Raw genomic sequence first — 16,561 nt, 5'->3', positions numbered from 1 at the left:
GCTCCTTATCCCATCATCGCCAGCGTGGCGTCGAACAGGGTGTTGGCGACCGACATGACTTTCATGTTGGCCTGGTACATGTTCTGGTATTCGACGAGGTTGATGGCTTCCTCGTCCTGGTTGACGCCGCTGGTCGATTGCCAGTCTTCTTCCGCATGGGTGCGCATGGTGCGGGCAGTCGACAGGGCGGCCTGGTTCTGCTGGCTGAGCACGCCGAGCCTGCCGACCAGCTGGGTGTCGGCGTCGGAGAGCCGCACCTCGCCCAGGTCCTTGACGGTGATCTTCTTGTTGACGATCTCCACCAGTTTTTGCAGGTTGCCCGTGTCGCCTTCGGTACCGTCGCTCGAAAACGCGAGGTGGCCGGGTACGAAACCTGCCGTGACGGCCAGCTCGAAACCGATCGGTTCGCCCTTCGCATTATTCGTGCCCGGCTTGAACACAAATAGTTTCTTGTCAGGGGTGCCGGCCATCGCCTGGCCTCCCTCGAGCGTCTCGTTGACGAGCGTGGACAGCCTCTCCGCGATGTCGTACACGCCGCGCTGCATCGGCTGCAGGGTGTCGCGCTCGTAGAGGGAGAGACCGCCGAGCTGCCCGCCGAGCTGGGGAGCATCCAGGCCGAACACGGTCGAGGCAAACTCGAGTTCGAAGCGCTGGTCGACTTCGTTCGCGGTTGCCGACAGCTTGCCGGCGACGTTGCCGATCACCAGCGCCTGGCCGGTTTTCAGGGACACGTCGCGCACGCCGCCCGGCTGCTCCGATACTTCGAGCGCCATCTGGCCAGCCAGCTCGTCGATCGCCAGGTCGCGCGCATCGATCAGGTTCGAGACCGGCGCGCCGACGGCGTTGCCCTGCGTGATGCGGGCGTTCAGGGCGGCGATCTTGCTGATGTTGGCATTGGCCGAGTCGACGATGGCGCTGCGCTGCTGGCTGATCGACTTCTGCTGGGCGGTGTAGACGTTGTTGAGGCTGTTGAAGCGCTGGGCCAGCAGGTTGGCCGACGTGATCACTTGCTGGCGCAGCGGGGTCGAGGTGGCGCTGTCGCCGGCAACCGCGTTGAGCGAGGCGAAAAAGCCGTCGATCGCCACCGACAGGCTGGCGGTGCTGTCGCCCATCACGCGCTCGAGCTGGGTCAGGTAGGGCTGGGTCTGCGAATAGGCGCCCGCTTCGGACGCGGCGCGCCACATCTGCTGGCTCTTGTAACCATCGGAAAAACGAATCAGCGAGCTCACCTGCACGCCATTGCCGACCGATTTCCCGCTCGAATCGGCGCCGACGGTGGACAGCAGCGCGGCCTGGCGCGTGTAGCCCTTGGTCTGCAGGTTGGCGATGTTCTGGCTGGTGGCCGAGAGCGCGAGCTGGGAAGCAAGCGCACCCGACAGCGCATTGGACAGGATGGTCATGGCAGGGTCTTTCTCGAGAAACAAGGGGCCTACCCAGAACAGGCGACCAGTTGCTTTGAATTATTAAGTTTTGCCTGAATTAATTGTTGCCGGCAGTAACTGCCTGAGGATGGCGTCGGCGACACCGAAGGCGCGCTGGCCCGCCATCTGCTTGGCGAGGATGCCGTCGGCCATGTCCTGCATGTCCTGGTTGACGCGGTCCTTGAAGACACTGTCCTCGGCGGCCATTTCGCGGGTGGTGGCACGCATGTCCTTGAGCATCTGCGAAATGAAAAAGCTCTCGAACTCGACCGCGGCCTTGGTGGCCTGGGCGGCGTAGACCGGATCGGCGCCGCCTTGCGCGGCCGGGGCGACCGCGTCGGCCTGGGAAGGATTGCGGCCGGGAAGGGGCAGCAGCTTGTTAGTCGTTTCCATCAGATCACCACCAGTTCGCCTTCGATCGCGCCGGCCTGGTCCAGCGCCTGCAGGATCGCCATGATGTCGTCGGGCGAGGCGCCCAGGCTGTTGACGACGTCGATGATCGTTTGCAGCTTGGCGCCGGCCGGCCACTTGAACATCTGGCCCGAGCCCTGGTCCACCGACAGCTGCGACTGCGGCGTGACGGCGGTCTGGCCGCGCGACAGCGGGCCCGGCTGGCTGACGTTCGCGCTCTCGGAAATCACGACCTTCAGCGCACCATGGGTGACGGCGGCGGATTTCACGCGCAGGCCCTCGGCGATCACGACGGTGCCGGTGCGCGAGTTGAACACGACCTTCGGCACCTCGACGCCGGCTTCGACCGGAATGTTGGAGAGCTTGGCGACGAAGGCCACGCGCGCGGTCGGGTCCATCGGGGCGACCACTTCGACGCTGGTACCGTCGGCGGTGGTGGCGACCGGGCCGAAACGGCGGTTGATCGCCTCGACCACATTGGTCGCGGTCTCGAAATGCGGGTGGCGCAGGCGCAGCAGCACTTGCGGGCGGGTGGCGAAATCGGTCGCGATCTCGCGCTCGATCATGGCGCCGTTCGGCACGCGGCCGGTGGTCGGGGTGTTCACCGTCACCGAGGAGCCGCTCCTGCCCGAGGCGGACAGGCCGCCGACCACCAGGTTGCCCTGGGCCAGCGCATAGACTTCGTTGTCGGCCGCGCGCAGCTGGGTCAGCAGGAGGGTGCCGCCGCGCAAGGACTTGGCGTCGCCCAGCGAGGACACGGTAATGTCGATCGCCTGGCCGCGGCGGTAGCCCGGCGGGAACACGGCCGAGACCATGACGGCGGCCACGTTCTTGTTCTTGGCGTCCTGGCCTTCCGGCAGCTTGACGCCGAATTGCTTGAGCATGTTCAGGACCGACTGGCTGGCGAATTTCACCTGGGTCGAGTCGCCCGAGCCGTTCAGGCCGACCACCAGGCCATAGCCGACCAGCGGGTTTTCGCGCACGCCTTCGATGCTGACCAGGTTGCGCAGCGCCTGCGCGGCCTGCGCGGGCACGGCGGCACCGATCGCAAGCGCGGCGGCGAACATGATACGGCTGAGGAGGTGGGGGCGGCGAAACTGAATCATGTTGGTCCTGAATTAAAAGGGCATCAGCGGGCCGGTGAAGAAACGGGTCAGCCAGCCCGGCGAGTTGGCATCGGCCAGCACGCCCTTGGCCGAGTAGGCGATGCGCGCATTGGCCACGCGCAGCGAGGACACCCGGTTGTCGGCGTCGACGTCGGCCGCGCGCACATAGCCCTTCAGGCGCACGAATTCCTCGCCCTGGTTGAGGGTCATGTTCTTCTCGCCGGCGACGCGCAGCAGGCCGTTCGGCAGCACTTCCTGCACGATCACGGTCAGCGCGCCCGACAGGGCGTTTTGCTGGGTGCTGGTCGAGTCGCCGGAAAAGCCGCGGTCGGCCGACACGTCGATGCCGGTCTTGGCGAAGGTCTTGCCGAGCGCGCCCAGCGGCGACACGCCCACCGACGACTCCTTGCTGAAGCTGGTGCCGGCGCGCTTGCTGGCCTGGGTGGTCTCCTGCAGGATCACGGTGACCACGTCGCCGACGCGGTAGGCGCGCGCATCGGACGTGAGCGAGAGGGCGTCGTTGCTGAAGACGCCGCCCGAGACGCCGCGCGACGCAAGCGGGGCGACCGGCACCACGGCCTCGTCGGGCGCCTGCACGACTGGCGCGCGCGAGGCGCAGCCGGCCAGTACCAGGGCGAGCATGGCCGCCGCAAGGCTGAAGGTGTTCATCAGCGCGCTGCCTGTGCCAGGTATTGCAGCATGTTGTCTGCCGCGGACAGGACCTTGGTGTTCATCTCGTAGGTGCGCTGGGCAGCGATCATGTCGACCATCTCTTCGACCACCTGCACGTTCGAGCCCTCGAGCGCGCCCTGCTTGAGCTTGCCCAGGGCGCCGTCGCCCGGACGGCCTTCGGTCGGCGCGCCGCTGGCGGCGGTTTCCTGGAACAGGTTTTCGCCCAGGGCCAGGAGGCCGGCCGGATTGACGAAGCTGGTGAGGGTCAGGGCGCCCAGTTCGGTCGGGGCCGACTGGCCGGGAATGGTGGCCGAGACGGTGCCGTTTTCGGCGATGGTGATCGCGGTGGCGTTGTTCGGCACGGTGATCTGCGGCACCAGCGCCAGGCCCTGGGCATTGACCAGGGTGCCGTTGGCGTCGATCTGGAGCTGGCCGGCGCGGGTGAAGCCGGCTTCGCCGTTCGGGCGGCGCACCTGCAGGAAGCCGCCGCCGGAAATGGCGACGTCGAGCTGCTGGCTGGTGGTCTGGAGCGAGCCGTTGGTGAAGACCTTCTGCGTGCCGACCAGGCGCGTGCCGTTACCGAGCTGCACGCCGTTCGAGACGGTGTTGTCGGCGCTCTGGGCGCCCGGCTGGGCGTCGACCTGGTAGTGCAGGTCTTCGAAGACGACGCGGTCGCGCTTGAAGCCGACGGTGTTGACGTTGGCCAGGTTGTTGGCGATGGCCTGCAGCTTGGCGTCCTGCGCCTGTACACCGGTCTTGCTGATCCACATTGCTGGATTCATGAAATTCTCCTTGGGTTGTCAACGACTTAGCGCGCCTGAGAAAATTCTCAGGGCAAGGCGCTTCGTCGAAGACAGTACTTAAGTACGGCGAGACGAAGCAACGCCGCCATGGGGGTTTTGTCAGGTGCGCTACGCGCCGAGCAGGCGGTTGCCCGCCTCATTCATCTTGTCTCCGGCCTGGAACAGCTTCATCTGCAATTCGAAGCTGCGGTTCAGGGCCATGGTCGCGACCATCTCTTCGATGGCCGACACGTTGCTGCCTTCCAGCGCGCGCGAGCGCACCGTGATGTTGGGGTCCGCCTGCAGCTGGTCGCCGTTGCGCGCGACGATCAGGCCGGCCTCGTTCTTGGTCAGCTCCGGGCCTTCGGCATTGACCAGGCGCAGCCGGTCGATCACCTGCATCGTGACCGCGCCTTCGGCCAGCACGGACACCGTGCCGTCGGTGCCGATCTCCACCGCCGAGTGGGGCGGCAGCACGATAGCCCCGCCTTCGCCGAGGATCGGGCGTCCCGCCACCGACAAGGCGCCGGTCGCGTCGATGTCGATCGCGCCGGCGCGGGTGTAGGCTTCCTGGCCGTTGAATTCGACCGCGAAATAGCCGCTGCCGTTGATCGACACGTCGAGCGCGCGGCCGGTTTCGCGCACCGTGCCCGGCTTGGTCGAGATGGCGTCGGCCTGGGTGCGCGCCATGTGCACGTCGTCGTAGCCATAGCCGCCGAGCGACTGCGTGGTCACCAGTTCGAGGTTGGCGCGAAAGCCCGGCGTGTCCATGTTGGCCAGGTTGTTCGCGTGGACCTGCTGGGCACGCAGCGTGTGCTCGGCGCCGGAGACGGCGGTGAAGATCAGTTTATCCATCGCGGTCCCTTAACTTACAGCGCCTGCATCAGCGACTGCATCATCTGGTTTTCGGTCGTGATGACCTTCGAGTTGGCCTGGTAGTTGCGCTGCGAGGTCATCAGGCCGACGAGTTCGGAGGTGATGTCGACGTTCGAGCCTTCCAGCGCGCCGGTATTGAGCTTGCCGGCCAGGCCGGCGCCCGGGGTGCCGTACAGCGCCAGGCCGGAGGCGGCGTTGGCCTGCCAGCTCGTTTCGCTGGTGGCGGTCAGCGCGCCTTCGTTGCCGAAGGTCGCCAGGGCGATCGTGCCCACGGTCTGCTTCTGCTCGTTGCTGTAGCGGGCCACGACCGAGCCGTCGGATGCCAGCTCGACGCCGACATAGGTGCCCGAGGCGTAGCCGTTGGCGTTGTTGGTCGTCGTCGTCGCTTCGCCGGCGAAGCGGGTGGTGCCGGTGTAGTCGACCGTGAAGGCGACCGGCGCGGCGCCGTTGGCCGGGGTCAGCGTCAGCGCTGCGCTGCGCGGCGCGCTGGTCAGCTGGCCCTGCGGGCTGAAGCTCATGGTGCCGCTGATGGCCGGATCCGGGACGGCGCCGTCGAAACCGTAATGCACGGTCACGTCGCCGCTGGCGTTCTGCACGAAGTATTGCGACACGGTGTGCTGGCTGCCGAGCGAATCGTAGAGGACCGATTGCTTGACCATGTTGTAGCTGCCTGGTTCGTTCATGTTGAACGGCGTCGTCAGCGGCTCTTTCCAGTCGGCCGACAGGTTGCCGACGAATTTCACGCTCGTCGAGGCCGACGCCGCGATCTGGCCGGTCGGGATCTTGATGTCGCCCATCACGCCCATGACGCCGTTGACGGTCGGTCCGTAGCCCTGCACCTTGCGCCCGGCCGCGTCGATCAGGTTGCCGGCGTTATCGGCGGCGAAGATGCCGACACGGCTGAACGACAGCGCGCCGCTGGCTTCGCGGGTGACGAAGAAGCCGCGGCCGTCGATGGCGGCGTCGAGCGAGCGGCCGGTCGACTCGACCGAGCCGTTCAGGCCGATGTTCTGGGTCAGCGAGCCGACCTGGACGCCGGTCGCCTGGTCGCCTGCGTACATGGCGGCGAAGTTGGCGCGGCTGCTCTTGAAGCCGTAGGTGCTCGAGTTGGCGATGTTGTTCGATACGGCTTCCAGCTGCTCGTTGATGGCCTGGATACCGGAGAGGGCGATGTTAAAGCTCATGGCGTAATCCTTGAATATTAGTGAGCGGCGGCGACCTGGGTGGCCTTGCCGTTGAAACCAGTGATGGCGGACGGGTCGACTTCGCCGACGCCGGCCACCTGCAAGATGACGGCGCCGTTGCCCGACAGGCGCACGCTGTCGACGCGTCCGACGACCTCGACGGGCACGCGGGTGCCTTCGGCGGTCTGGGCCGAGATCGCATAGCTGCCCGGCGCCAGGCCCAGCGCGGCCGGGTCGACCGTGAATGGCTGCGAGCCCGCCGCATGGAAGGGCAGCGCCAGCGTGTGCGCCTGGCCGTCGGCGCCGGTCAGCACCAGCCTGGTGGCGCTGCTGGCCGCGGGCAGGACGATGTTGCCGCTCAGCGGGGAGCCGTCCACGCGCACGCGGTCGGTGGCGACCGTGACCGTCGATCCGACCTGGCCGCCCATCGCCAGCACCTGCAGGCTTTGCAGCACGCTGGCGCTGGCGCTGGTGGTCTTGGACAGGCTTTGCAGCGCTTCGGTCTGCGACAGCTGCGACAACTGGTTGACGAACTGGCTCGGGTCCGATGGCGCCAGCGGATCCTGGTTGCGGATCTGGGCCACCAGCAGCTTGGTGAACATGTCCTTGTTGGCGGAGACGTCGGCGCTGGCCGCTACCTTGTCGGTAACTGCGGTGTTGTTCGTGCTTGCCAAGGAGTTATTCGTCAGCATGCTCAGCCTTCACCCAGTTTCAGCAGCGACTGCTGCATCGATTTGATCCGGCCCAGCACCTCGACGTTGGTCTCGAAGGCGCGCGAGGCGGACATCATGTCGGCCATTTCGGCGACCGAATTCACGTTCGAATAGACCACCATGCCGTCGGCGTCGGCCAGCGGATTGCCCGGCTCGTAGACCTTGCGCACCGGATCGGCGCTTTGCACCACGTCGAGCACCTGCACGCGTCCGCCCGCGTCGTTTTCCATGACGGCGGCGAACACGGGTTTGCGGGCACGGTAGGCTTGCGCTTCGGATGGCGCGGCGGTATCGGCGTTGGCCAGGTTCGAGGCGATGGTATTGAGGCGCACCGACTGCGCCGCCATCGCGGAACCGGCAATATTGGAGATGTCCTTGAAGCTCATGTGATTACTGTCCCGGGTTACTGGCCATTGATGGCTTTGGCCAGGCCGCGCAGCTTCATGTTGATGAAGGTGAGGCTGGTCTGGAAGTCCGACGCATTCTGCGAGAACGCAGCCTGCTCGACGCCGATTTCGACGGTGTTGCCGTCGGCGCTGGGGTGGAAGGGCACGCGATACAGGGCTTCGGTGCCGAAACCCGCGCCGGCGCCACCTTCGGATTCGGCATCGATGCGCTCCTGCAGCACGGCGCCGAAGTCGAGGTCGCGCGCCGTGTAGCCGGGCGTGCTTTCGTTGGCGATGTTCGCGGCCAGCACCTTGGTGCGCTCGGCGCGCACGTGCAGCGCGTCGGCATGCACTCCCAGTGCGTCCTTAAAATTAATCGTCATTCGCTTGTCCTCCGTCGTGAACTGCAGGGTGTTTCGTTAAAATGGGTAAATCTTTGATTGCCGGGGTTTGCTGCAATGATTCGTCGTACCACGCGTGTTCTCGTTTTGCCCTTGCTGTCGCTGCCCCTGCTGGCGGCGCCGGCCTTTGCCGCGCCCTCCATTGCCAGCCAGGTCGAGGCAACTGCCCGCGCCCAGCTGGAACAGCAGGCTGCCGCATCCGGCCTGGCCGAGGCCCGCTTCGAACTGAGCGTGGTGCCGCCGCGCGTCGCGCCGGCCTGCAGCGGCCCGGTCGAGGTCGACACGCTCGACACCCGGCAGCCGAGCCGGATGCGCTTCGCCGTGCGTTGCCCGGGACCGGGCAGCAGCCGCCAGGAATACATCGTCCGGGCGCGCATCTCGGCGCCGGTCGTGGTACTGGCCGCGCCGGTCGCCGCCAACGAAGTGCTCACCGATGCACATGTTACCGTAGGGCAACGCGACATTACCAGCATTGCGGACCCTGTAACCGATCCACTTGCTGCGGTAGGCCAAACCAGCCGCAGATCGTTGCGTGCAGGCGACGTTCTGCGTAACAATTCGCTAAGCGCGCCGGTGCTGGTCAAGCGCGGCGATGCCGTCGTGATGATCGCTCGCATCGAGGGAATCGAAGTCAGCACGGCCGGCGAGGCGCTCGACAGCGGCGCGCGCGGCGCCACGGTCCGGGTGCGCAACAGCGCCAGCGGACAGACCGTGCACATGCGCGTGACCGCGCCGGGCACGGTCGAACCGCTCGCCATGCCGCGCATCAGCCGTTGATGCCGGCGAGCTTGCCGGCCAGGCGCGCCAGCTTGGCGGCGTAGGCCGGGTCGGTGGCGTAGCCGCCTTTGGCGAGGCCCTGGGCAAAGGCGTTGGCGTCGCTGCCGGCGCCGATCGCGCCCTGGTAACGCGGGTTTTCCAGCAGCAGGCGGGCGTAGTCGCGGAAGGCGCTGGCGCCGTCCGGATAGGCGCGGAAGCGCGCGCTGGTTTTGATCGCGGCGCCGCCCACGTATTCGGTGGTCGCCGTGTCGCTGACCGCGCCCTGCCAGTTGGCACCGGCCTTGATGCCGAACAGGTTGTGGCTGTTCGCTCCGTCGGCGTTGCGGATCGGGCGCTGGCCCCAGCCCGATTCGAGCGCGGCATGGGCCTGCACCAGTTCCGGCGCCACGCCCAGCTTGTCCGCGGCTTCTTTCGCCCAGGGGGCGATGTTGTCCAGGAATGCCTGCTGCTCTTCGCTGGTACTGCCCTCGGCGTCCGGGGCTGCCAGCACGGCGGCCGCGCTGCGTGCATGCCAGACGCTGCCCTCGGGGCTGAGGACTGGGGCCGCTTCGCCGCCGCCGTTCTGGATGAAGGCTGCGACTTCGCCTTGCACCGCGGCAAAGGCGCCGCCGAAGCCGCTGCCGCCGCCGGAGGCGGCCAGCGGGCGGGTAGGGGCGGTCGGCAGCGTCGGCGCCAGCGGGGCAGTGGAAAAATCAGCGTGGCGCATAGGTGCCGTCTCCTCCTTGCAGCACGCGCTGCATGACCGTGAACTGGTCCGCCAGCAGGTTGCCGTTGCGCGTGGTCGCGCCCTTGCAGGCGACCACCACGCCTTCCAACTCGCTCCAGGCGGCGGCCAGCGCCGCGCGGCCGGGCTCCGGCTGGGCCGCGATGAAGCCGGCCATGCTGCCCTCGGCGCCAAGCAGCGCGCGCACCAGGGCGACGCGCTGGCGCCGGCGGGCATCCATCGCGTCGAGCGCCGGGGTGAGTTCCGCGGCCAGGCGCGCCAGCTCGGCGCCCTGGTGACGCAGGGCGGCCTCGAACTGGCGTTCGAGCAGGGCATGGATGGCCTTGGCCGCCGCCAGGTCCTGGTCCACGCCTTCGGCCAGGACTGCGGCTGCCTGCTGGCGCGTCATCTTGCTCATCAGCGGCCTCCGTGGAAGCGCTGGATCAGGCCGGCCAGGCGCGACGGGTCGAAGGGCAGCTCGCCCTTGGCCAGGGCGTCGCGCAATTCGGCCACGCGCGCCGCGTCGAAGTCGGGCATCGCGCGCAGGGCCTGTGCGGCCGGCTGCAGCACGTCCGATTCCAGCGCGGCAGGCGCTGCATGCACGGGAGCGGCGGCGGGGGCGGGAGCGGCGGCAGGCGCGCCGCCGACTGCCGGCGTCATGCCGGCCGCGCCGGTTCCGGAGATTTTCATGCGGGTACCTCGGGTTTTCGATTGAATCGTCATGGTTACTTCGCCAATTGGCCGCGCAGTGTCTTCAGTTCGCCGCCACTGTCTTCTTCGTTTTCGGTCTTGCCGGCTGCGCTGACGGACACGCCGTCGACCAGTTGGCGGGTCGCGCCGGGCGCGCCGAACATGGCCGCCACCTGGGCCGATTGCTTGCGCGTCAGGATCATCAGTTCGATGCGGCGGTTCACATCGGCAGTGGTGCGCGCTTCGTCGATCGGGGCGCGGTCGGCCATGCCGACGACCTGCAGCACGCTGTCGCCGCGCATGCCGCCAATGAGCAGCTGGGCACGGGCGGCCATCGCGCGGTTCGACGACAGCGTCCAGTTCGACATGCCGGTCTTCTCGGAGAAGGTGTACTGCACCGAGTCGGTGTGGCCGACGATCAGCATCTGGTTTTCCATTTGCGCGAACAGCGGGCCCATTTTCTGCAGCAGGCGCGCGAAGCGGCCGGTGGGCAGGGCGCTGCCGCGCATGAACATGCCTTGCTTGTCGGTGTCGTGCAGCATCACGCGCAGGCCGAAGGGGGTGACGGTCGCCTCCAGGTTCGAGGCCAGGCCCGCCTCCTCGCTCATTTTTTCGAGCTTTTTCGACAGCGCCGCCAGGTCGGCTGGCGAATCGTAGGAGACCTTGGCGCGGCCGGCGTCGTTGCCCGGGCCGGTGCCGTCATGCATGGTCGGGAAGCGCTCGATCAGGCTGCCGCTCGGGCTGCTCGAGATTTCCGGCTTCTTGCCCGGGCCTTCGAGCTGGCCCGCGGCCTGGTCCTTCAGCATGTTCTGGGCGGCTTCCTTTTCGCGCGCGGCCATCAGCCACAGCACCAGGAACAGCGAGAGCAGGGCCAGGCAAAAGTCGGCAAACGCGACTTTCCAGGCGCCGCCGTGCTCGTCGTGGTCGTGCTTGCCGCCGCCGCGCTTGACGATGGTCGCATCGTGCTTGTCGTTCAGCTTCGACACGGATTACCCCGTCATCCGGTCGCTGTTGCGGCGACGCTTGTTCTGCGATTCGTCTTCGCCGCCCATGGCGTTGATCCACTGCTCCAGCTGGGCGAAGCTCGGCTTGGAGTTGAGCTGGATCAGGCGACGCCCGGCGTCGATCGCCAGCAGCGCCGGCTTGCCGGCGACGTGGGTGCAGAGCACGACCTTGACGGTTTCCATGGTCGCCGCTTCGGCGTTGACGAGCTGTTTCATCATGTTCGACAGCGGGTCGAGCAGGCCGTAGCAGAAGAAGATGCCGATGAAGGTGCCGACCATCGCCGCACCGACTTTTTCCGCGATCTGGCCCGAGTCGGCGCCGTCCGAGACCGAGTACATCGCCATCACGATGCCCAGCACGGCTGCCAGGATGCCGAAGCCCGGCATGCCTTCGGCGATCTTGTGGAGCGACTTCGACGGCTGGGTCAGCTCCTCGTGGATGGCGTCGAGTTCCTGCTCGAGCACGCCTTCCAGTTCGTGGGCGTTGATTTTGCCCATCGCCATCAGGCGGAAGTTATCGACGATGAAGGCGAGCAGCTTCGGCTCGTCCAGGATGCGCGGGTAGCGCTGGAAGATCGCGCTTTCGCGCGGCGCCTCGACGTGGGCATCGAGCGCCTTCAGGCCGCCGGCGGCCAGTTGCAGCAGCTCGTACATCAGCAGCAACAGCTGGCGCTGGAATTCCGAGTCGTGCTTTTTACGCGACGCGATCTTTTTGAGCTGGTGGGCCATTTCGGCGAGCACGTGTTTTTCGTTGCCGATCACGAGGGCACCGAAGGCGGCGCCGACGATGATCAGGACCTCGACCGGATGCCAGATCGCCGTGACCGTGCCGCCCATCAGCGCAAAGCCGCCGAACACGGAGCCGAGCACGATGAAGATACCTAGGAATTGCTGCATGACGGGCCTTTCAGGATGATGGTCATGGTTGTTTCTCTTATTTGTTACTTAACTGCCCGCCCCGAGGGCGGCTTTCATCTTGGCCAGCGCGCTCTTGTTGAGCTGGCAGACGCGGGCGTCGGACAGGTCGAGCACGGCGGCGATTTCTTTGTAGCTGAGCTCGAACTCGTAGATCATCTGGATCACGCGCTGCTCGCGCTCGTTCAGGGCCGACAGCGCCTGTTCCAGGCTGCGCCGCACCAGGTGCGCTTCTTCCGGGCCGGGGGTGGCGTTGGCGCCATCCATGGCTTCCTGCAGCACTTCGTCGAAGCTCAGCATCTCTTCGGCGCCGTCATCGAGCAGATGCTGGAAATAGGCTTCCTGGGTGATGCCGAGCGCGTCGGCGGCTTCCTGCGGCGTCGGCTCGCGCCCGAGCTTGCGGGTGAGGGCGCGCAGCCCGTCGCGCACGCGGTGCGCGTCCTGGCGCACGGCGCGCGGGCGCCAGTCCTGGCGGCGCAGTTCGTCGAGGATGGCGCCGCGGATGCGCAGCGTGGCGAAGCTGCCGAAACCGGTGTCGGGCGCGCCGTAGCGGCGCAGCGCCTCCAGCAGGCCCATCAGTCCGATCTGCTCCATGTCCTCGCGCGCCATCACGCCCGATACCTGCGAGTTCAGCTGGCGCACGATGCGCTTGACCAGCGGCGCGTAGGCGACCAGGTGCTGCTGCTCTTCGCGCGCGCTCATGCCCGCGGAGGCGGCGGCCCCGGCGTATTCGCCTGCGCAGGCGGTATCAAGGTAGTCGGCGGAATAGGCCACGTGATCCCCGGTCTTATTCGATGATCAGCTTGCCGATCATGACTTCGTCGAACGGCTTGTCGCGTTCTTCGCTGGCATAACTGGCGTCAAAGGTCTTGTTCAACAGGGCGGCGAACTGCTCGACCGTCATGCCCGAGGCTTGCGCCAGCGTGTGGCTCGACAGCGCGCGCACGGCGACCGCGCGCAGCAGCGGCAGGTGTTCCTTGGCCTGCTTTTCCTGGTCCGCGGTGGTGGCCAGCACCAGGTCGGTCGACAGGTAGTGGGCGCTCGCCTCGTTCGGGCCGCGGCGCAGCATGACGATCACCTTGTCGAGGGTGACGTACTTGGCCGGCTTGTCCGATTTTTCCTTTTTCTTCGGCTCGTGCCGGGCTGCGGCGCCGGGAACCGCCTGGGCGGCTTCCTGCGACTGCATCCACCACATGGCGCCGCCGGCCGATGCGGCGCCTACCAGCAGTACGGCGACTACGCCGATCATGATCTTGAGCTTGCTATTCATCTGTTCGTTAGCGTCAGGTCGAGGCACGGCCGTTCAGCGAGAACGGGGAGGTGCCGGTATTGGCTTCGGCCAGGGCATTGCCCGGGTCTTGTTCGTGCTGGCCGCCATCCTGCTGGCGCCCGCGTCCGCTGCCGTCGCCGGCGAACAGGTTCATGTTGCCCGCGGCGGCACCCCGCGGCGCCTGCGCGATGTTGACTGCGACGTCGGTGAACTGGCGCTGGGCCAGGTCGTTGCGCAGGTTTTCGCTCACCGCCTGCAACTGGCGCAGCACTTCGCCATGGGTGGCCGAGATGTGCACTTCGAGCGCGCCCGCGCTGTGGCGGATCGCGATCTCGACCCGGCCCAGCATCGGCGGCTCGAGGCGGATCACGGCCTGCTCGGCGTTCTTGCCGAGCTGGAGCTGGAGGCGCTCGCCGAGCGCTTCGTGCAGGGTCTGGCGCCAGGCCGTCGGCGGGCCCGACAGGGTCACGGTATCGGCCGTGCGCTGGGCATTGCCTGGGGCCGGGGCGGCCATGCCGGCCGTGGGCGCGGCGCCGCGCTCGGCCGCCGGCACAGTCTGGTCTTGCCCGGCTTCGGCGTGCTTGGCGAGCGTCTCGGCGGGCAGGGCCGCAGGCGCGGGACCCGCGGCCGGCGCTGCGCCAGCCACAGGCCCGGCCGCAGCGGCCGGCGCCGCAGCGGCAGGCAGGGCCGCGTCGGCACGGCGTGCGAGCGGCGCAGCAGGCGGCGGCGATCCGTCGGTGTCGAGGGCAGGCGCCGGCTCCCTGGCGGCCGGCAGGCCGGGCAGGGCAGCAACGACCGCCGCCAGCGTCGCCTGCGCGACGGGCATCAGCGGCAAGCCGAGCGCCATCGCGCCGAGCGCAGGGGTGTCGGCAAGGGGCTGCTGTTCGTCGACGGCGGCTTCGGCGATCGGCGCCGCCGGCTCGGGTGCGGCGTCAGCGGCTGGCGCCGCAGGCAGTTCCAGGCCCAGCCATTGGGCGAAGGCCAGTGCCGGCTGTGCCGGCGCTGCCTGCGCTGCGCCGGCAGCAGGCTGGCGGCTGTCTGCGCCCGCCGCCGCATCGGCGGCGCGGGGCGCGGCGGCGTCGGCCGCAAGCGCAGCGGTAGCGGGGGCGCTTGCCGGGGCGGCCGGCGTGTTGGTATGGTTAAAAGTCAGGTTCATTCTTGCTATCCGGCGGAGTCGAGGTCGCTGGCGAGCGCGTAGGCGGTCCAGCCGTCCTTGTTATCGCGCATGTCAGCCAGGCGGGCGCCCAGGTCGTCGAGGGCGGCGCTGCAGTCGGCGGCGGCCTGGTCGTGATGGGCGCGCAGTTGCGCCAGCGCCGCCAGCTCGCCGCGGCTCCAGGGACCGCGCGCCTGCAAGGCGCCGAGCTGGGGGGCGAGCGCACGGGCGAGCGCGCCCAGGCGTTCCCAGTCGCGCGCTGCGCCGGCCTGGGCCAGCGCGGCGGCAAGCCGGCCGATCTCCGCAGTCCTAGGCATTGCGCGCCTGTGCGCCTTGCCAGCCCTGGCGGATCGTGGTCAGCACGCCGACCACTTCGTCGACCATCGCCGGATCCATGCTGATGCCCGCGCCTTGCAGGCGTGCCGAGCAAAAGTCATACAGGTTGGCCAGGTTGGCGACGACTTCGCCGCCCTGTTCGAAATCCAGCGAGCTCGACAGTCCATTGATGATTTCGCAGCACTTGTCGATGCTGTTGGCTTTCTGTTCGTAGCGCTTGCCCACGATGTGGCCGCGCACGCGGGCCAGCTCGTCGAGCAGGCCGTCGGTCAGGAGCAGCACGAGTTCGACCGGGGTGGCGCGGGAAGTCTGTGCGTCAAGATTGACTGCGTGATAATTGCCGTAGGCTTCTTGATAGGACATGGCTATGAGTTTAGTCTTTGTTGCTGCTGAACATAGCGTCGAACAGCGAGGTGTTATTGGACATGCTGCTTTGAATGGCCTGCAGCTGGGTGAACTGCGCCAGGTAACGCGTATAGGCGCTGTCGTACTGCCGGTCGAGCGTGGACTGGCGGTCCGTGAAGGTGGTCTGCAGCCTGCTGACCGCATCCTTGCGGGTGCCGATCTGGCCCGTGCCGGCAGTGGTCCATGTTTTCAGGTAGGCCTGAAGATTGCCGGCAATGCCGCTGGGGGCCGAGGCCGAGGCGCTGCCGATCAGCGTATCGAGACCGGTCGGGTTGGCTGCCAGCGCTTTCGTCAGGCGCTCGCTGTCGATGCCGAGCGTGCCCTCGCGGTTGGCGACGATGCCGTAGCCGGCCAGGCTGGTGGCGCCCGTGCCGCGTACCATGCTTACCAGGCGGTCGCGCAGGGAACGCACGCCGCTGTCGTTGGCGAAGGCGCCCGCCGCCTTGCTGTTGGCCGGATCGCCCGGGCTGAGGAGGGCATCGACGGTTGACTTGAGCTTGTTGTAGGCGTCCACGAAGGCCTGGATGTTGGCCGTCGTTTTCGCACTGTCCGGTCCCACCGTGAGCGTGACCGGCGCGCTGCCGGCGGCCTGCGCTTTCGAGACCGTCATGGTGACGCCGTCGATCACGTTGAAGGTGTTGGTGGCGCTGTAGGTTGGGCTGCCGCTGCTGGAGCCGATGCGGATGATCGCGTCCTGTGCCGGCACCAGCGGCTTCTGCGCGCCCAGGCTGGTGGCCAGCCCGCCTTGCGCGCCGCCGCCGAACGAGACGGCGATTGCGTTCGCCGCGCCCGTCAGTTTCGAGCTCAGCACCAGTTCCGAGACCGCCTTGCCGTCGCTGCCGGTGACGGTAACGACCGAGGCCGAGATGTTGGTATTGCCCGCTGCGCCATTGATTGCCGCGGCGAGGTCGCGCACCGAGGTGGTGCCGGCTTTCAGGTTGACGTCGAACGAGACGTTGCCGGCTTTCAGCGTCATCGTCTCGTCCTGGGCCAGGACGATGTCCTTCACGCCGCTGTACGACACCTGGTGCGCACTGGCCAGCTGCTCGACAAAGAAGGAATAGGTGCCGGCCGCCGCGGTGGCCGTCGCCGTCGCGCTGGCGACGGAGGTATCGCTGAAGAGCGCACTGTTGGCTGCCATGGTCTTGTTCAGTCCCGCAATGCTCGCCAGGCTGGCCTGGAAGGTCGACAGTGCCGAGCCGAGCGTGCCCAGGGCTTTCTCGGTGGCGGTCGCCTGCGCGCGCTGGCGCTCGAGGATCTGTTGTTGCGAGGCCGTGTAGCTCTGCGCCAGTGCCTGTGCCGTCGTTGCCGGGTCGTAGTTTGTGCCGATGCTTGCCATGGGTTCTCCTTATGGGC

Annotated in this window: 22 protein-coding genes; 1 reads left to right on the top strand and 21 read right to left on the bottom strand. The window is 67.5% G+C overall.

The window, feature by feature from the left end:
• Window positions 1-5: 5 nt before the first annotated feature.
• The 10 genes from flgK to ACFPAH_RS07790 form a co-directional block, all read right to left on the bottom strand.
• Entirely contained in the window at window positions 6-1,400 is a 1,395-nt protein-coding gene (gene flgK / locus ACFPAH_RS07835) for a flagellar hook-associated protein FlgK (RefSeq protein WP_379743216.1), read from the bottom strand.
• Between the two features lie 63 nt (window positions 1,401-1,463).
• Window positions 1,464-1,814, bottom strand: coding sequence for a rod-binding protein (locus tag ACFPAH_RS07830; RefSeq protein ID WP_379743213.1), 351 nt, complete (start codon window positions 1,812-1,814; stop codon window positions 1,464-1,466).
• Window positions 1,814-2,938 (bottom strand): flagellar basal body P-ring protein FlgI, encoded by a 1,125-nt coding sequence (locus tag ACFPAH_RS07825; protein WP_379743210.1) that lies wholly within the window; start codon window positions 2,936-2,938, stop codon window positions 1,814-1,816. Before ACFPAH_RS07825 ends, ACFPAH_RS07830 begins: the two co-directional genes overlap by 1 nt.
• 12 nt (window positions 2,939-2,950) lie before the next feature.
• Window positions 2,951-3,607 (bottom strand): flagellar basal body L-ring protein FlgH, encoded by a 657-nt coding sequence (gene flgH / locus ACFPAH_RS07820; RefSeq protein ID WP_379743207.1) that lies wholly within the window; start codon window positions 3,605-3,607, stop codon window positions 2,951-2,953.
• Window positions 3,607-4,392 carry a flagellar basal-body rod protein FlgG gene (gene flgG, locus ACFPAH_RS07815; protein WP_379743204.1) on the bottom strand — a complete coding sequence of 262 codons (786 nt, stop codon included), beginning with the start codon at window positions 4,390-4,392 and terminating at the stop codon, window positions 3,607-3,609. Before flgG ends, flgH begins: the two co-directional genes overlap by 1 nt.
• A 129-nt stretch (window positions 4,393-4,521) precedes the next feature.
• Entirely contained in the window at window positions 4,522-5,247 is a 726-nt protein-coding gene (locus ACFPAH_RS07810; RefSeq protein WP_379743201.1) for a flagellar basal body rod protein FlgF, read from the bottom strand.
• Between the two features lie 14 nt (window positions 5,248-5,261).
• Complete coding sequence (locus ACFPAH_RS07805; protein WP_379743198.1) at window positions 5,262-6,452, bottom strand: flagellar hook protein FlgE; 1,191 nt, start codon at window positions 6,450-6,452, stop codon at window positions 5,262-5,264.
• A 17-nt stretch (window positions 6,453-6,469) separates the two neighbouring features.
• A complete protein-coding gene (locus ACFPAH_RS07800; RefSeq protein ID WP_379743195.1) occupies window positions 6,470-7,144 on the bottom strand; it encodes a flagellar hook capping FlgD N-terminal domain-containing protein in 675 nt (224 codons plus the stop codon).
• 2 nt (window positions 7,145-7,146) lie between these two features.
• Window positions 7,147-7,551, bottom strand: coding sequence for a flagellar basal body rod protein FlgC (gene flgC, locus ACFPAH_RS07795; protein WP_379743192.1), 405 nt, complete (start codon window positions 7,549-7,551; stop codon window positions 7,147-7,149).
• A 17-nt stretch (window positions 7,552-7,568) separates the two neighbouring features.
• A complete protein-coding gene (locus ACFPAH_RS07790) occupies window positions 7,569-7,934 on the bottom strand; it encodes a flagellar basal body protein (RefSeq protein ID WP_379743189.1) in 366 nt (121 codons plus the stop codon).
• A gap of 75 nt (window positions 7,935-8,009) precedes the next feature.
• Between ACFPAH_RS07790 and flgA the strand changes: the two genes are divergently transcribed.
• Window positions 8,010-8,729 (top strand): flagellar basal body P-ring formation chaperone FlgA, encoded by a 720-nt coding sequence (gene flgA / locus ACFPAH_RS07785; RefSeq protein WP_379743186.1) that lies wholly within the window; start codon window positions 8,010-8,012, stop codon window positions 8,727-8,729.
• Here the strand turns inward: flgA and flgJ are convergent.
• Genes flgJ through fliD form a run of 11 tightly spaced genes read right to left on the bottom strand, consistent with a single transcriptional unit; the run spans window position 8,719 to window position 16,544 of the window.
• Window positions 8,719-9,435 (bottom strand): flagellar assembly peptidoglycan hydrolase FlgJ, encoded by a 717-nt coding sequence (gene flgJ / locus ACFPAH_RS07780; RefSeq protein WP_379743183.1) that lies wholly within the window; start codon window positions 9,433-9,435, stop codon window positions 8,719-8,721. The two genes, flgA and flgJ, sit on opposite strands and share 11 nt — an antisense overlap.
• The gene (gene flgN, locus ACFPAH_RS07775; protein WP_379743181.1) at window positions 9,422-9,850 is read right to left on the bottom strand and encodes a flagellar export chaperone FlgN; all 429 of its coding nucleotides are present in this window, start codon (window positions 9,848-9,850) and stop codon (window positions 9,422-9,424) included. Before flgN ends, flgJ begins: the two co-directional genes overlap by 14 nt.
• The gene (gene flgM / locus ACFPAH_RS07770; protein ID WP_379743178.1) at window positions 9,850-10,122 is read right to left on the bottom strand and encodes a flagellar biosynthesis anti-sigma factor FlgM; all 273 of its coding nucleotides are present in this window, start codon (window positions 10,120-10,122) and stop codon (window positions 9,850-9,852) included. Before flgM ends, flgN begins: the two co-directional genes overlap by 1 nt.
• A gap of 35 nt (window positions 10,123-10,157) precedes the next feature.
• Window positions 10,158-11,108, bottom strand: coding sequence for a flagellar motor protein MotB (locus tag ACFPAH_RS07765; protein WP_379743175.1), 951 nt, complete (start codon window positions 11,106-11,108; stop codon window positions 10,158-10,160).
• Window positions 11,109-11,111: 3 nt separating this feature from the next.
• Window positions 11,112-12,023, bottom strand: a complete 912-nt coding sequence (gene motA / locus ACFPAH_RS07760; RefSeq protein ID WP_379743172.1) for a flagellar motor stator protein MotA — start codon at window positions 12,021-12,023, stop codon at window positions 11,112-11,114.
• Between the two features lie 48 nt (window positions 12,024-12,071).
• On the bottom strand, window positions 12,072-12,815 hold the full coding sequence (locus ACFPAH_RS07755; protein WP_379743169.1) for a FliA/WhiG family RNA polymerase sigma factor: 744 nt from the start codon (window positions 12,813-12,815) through the stop codon (window positions 12,072-12,074).
• Between the two features lie 13 nt (window positions 12,816-12,828).
• Window positions 12,829-13,311 (bottom strand): flagellar basal body-associated FliL family protein, encoded by a 483-nt coding sequence (locus ACFPAH_RS07750; protein ID WP_379743166.1) that lies wholly within the window; start codon window positions 13,309-13,311, stop codon window positions 12,829-12,831.
• A gap of 13 nt (window positions 13,312-13,324) precedes the next feature.
• A complete protein-coding gene (locus ACFPAH_RS07745; protein WP_379743163.1) occupies window positions 13,325-14,467 on the bottom strand; it encodes a flagellar hook-length control protein FliK in 1,143 nt (380 codons plus the stop codon).
• Window positions 14,468-14,472: 5 nt separating this feature from the next.
• The gene (locus tag ACFPAH_RS07740) at window positions 14,473-14,781 is read right to left on the bottom strand and encodes a hypothetical protein (RefSeq protein ID WP_379743160.1); all 309 of its coding nucleotides are present in this window, start codon (window positions 14,779-14,781) and stop codon (window positions 14,473-14,475) included.
• Complete coding sequence (gene fliS / locus ACFPAH_RS07735; protein ID WP_379743157.1) at window positions 14,774-15,163, bottom strand: flagellar export chaperone FliS; 390 nt, start codon at window positions 15,161-15,163, stop codon at window positions 14,774-14,776. Before fliS ends, ACFPAH_RS07740 begins: the two co-directional genes overlap by 8 nt.
• Before the next feature lie 10 nt (window positions 15,164-15,173).
• Window positions 15,174-16,544, bottom strand: a complete 1,371-nt coding sequence (gene fliD, locus ACFPAH_RS07730; protein WP_379743154.1) for a flagellar filament capping protein FliD — start codon at window positions 16,542-16,544, stop codon at window positions 15,174-15,176.
• Window positions 16,545-16,561 lie beyond the last annotated feature (17 nt).

Origin of the sequence: Massilia sp. GCM10023247, from assembly GCF_042653325.1 — a bacterium.
Lineage (GTDB): Bacteria > Pseudomonadota > Gammaproteobacteria > Burkholderiales > Burkholderiaceae_D > Telluria.
This window is presented reverse-complemented; position numbering and strand designations above follow the sequence as displayed.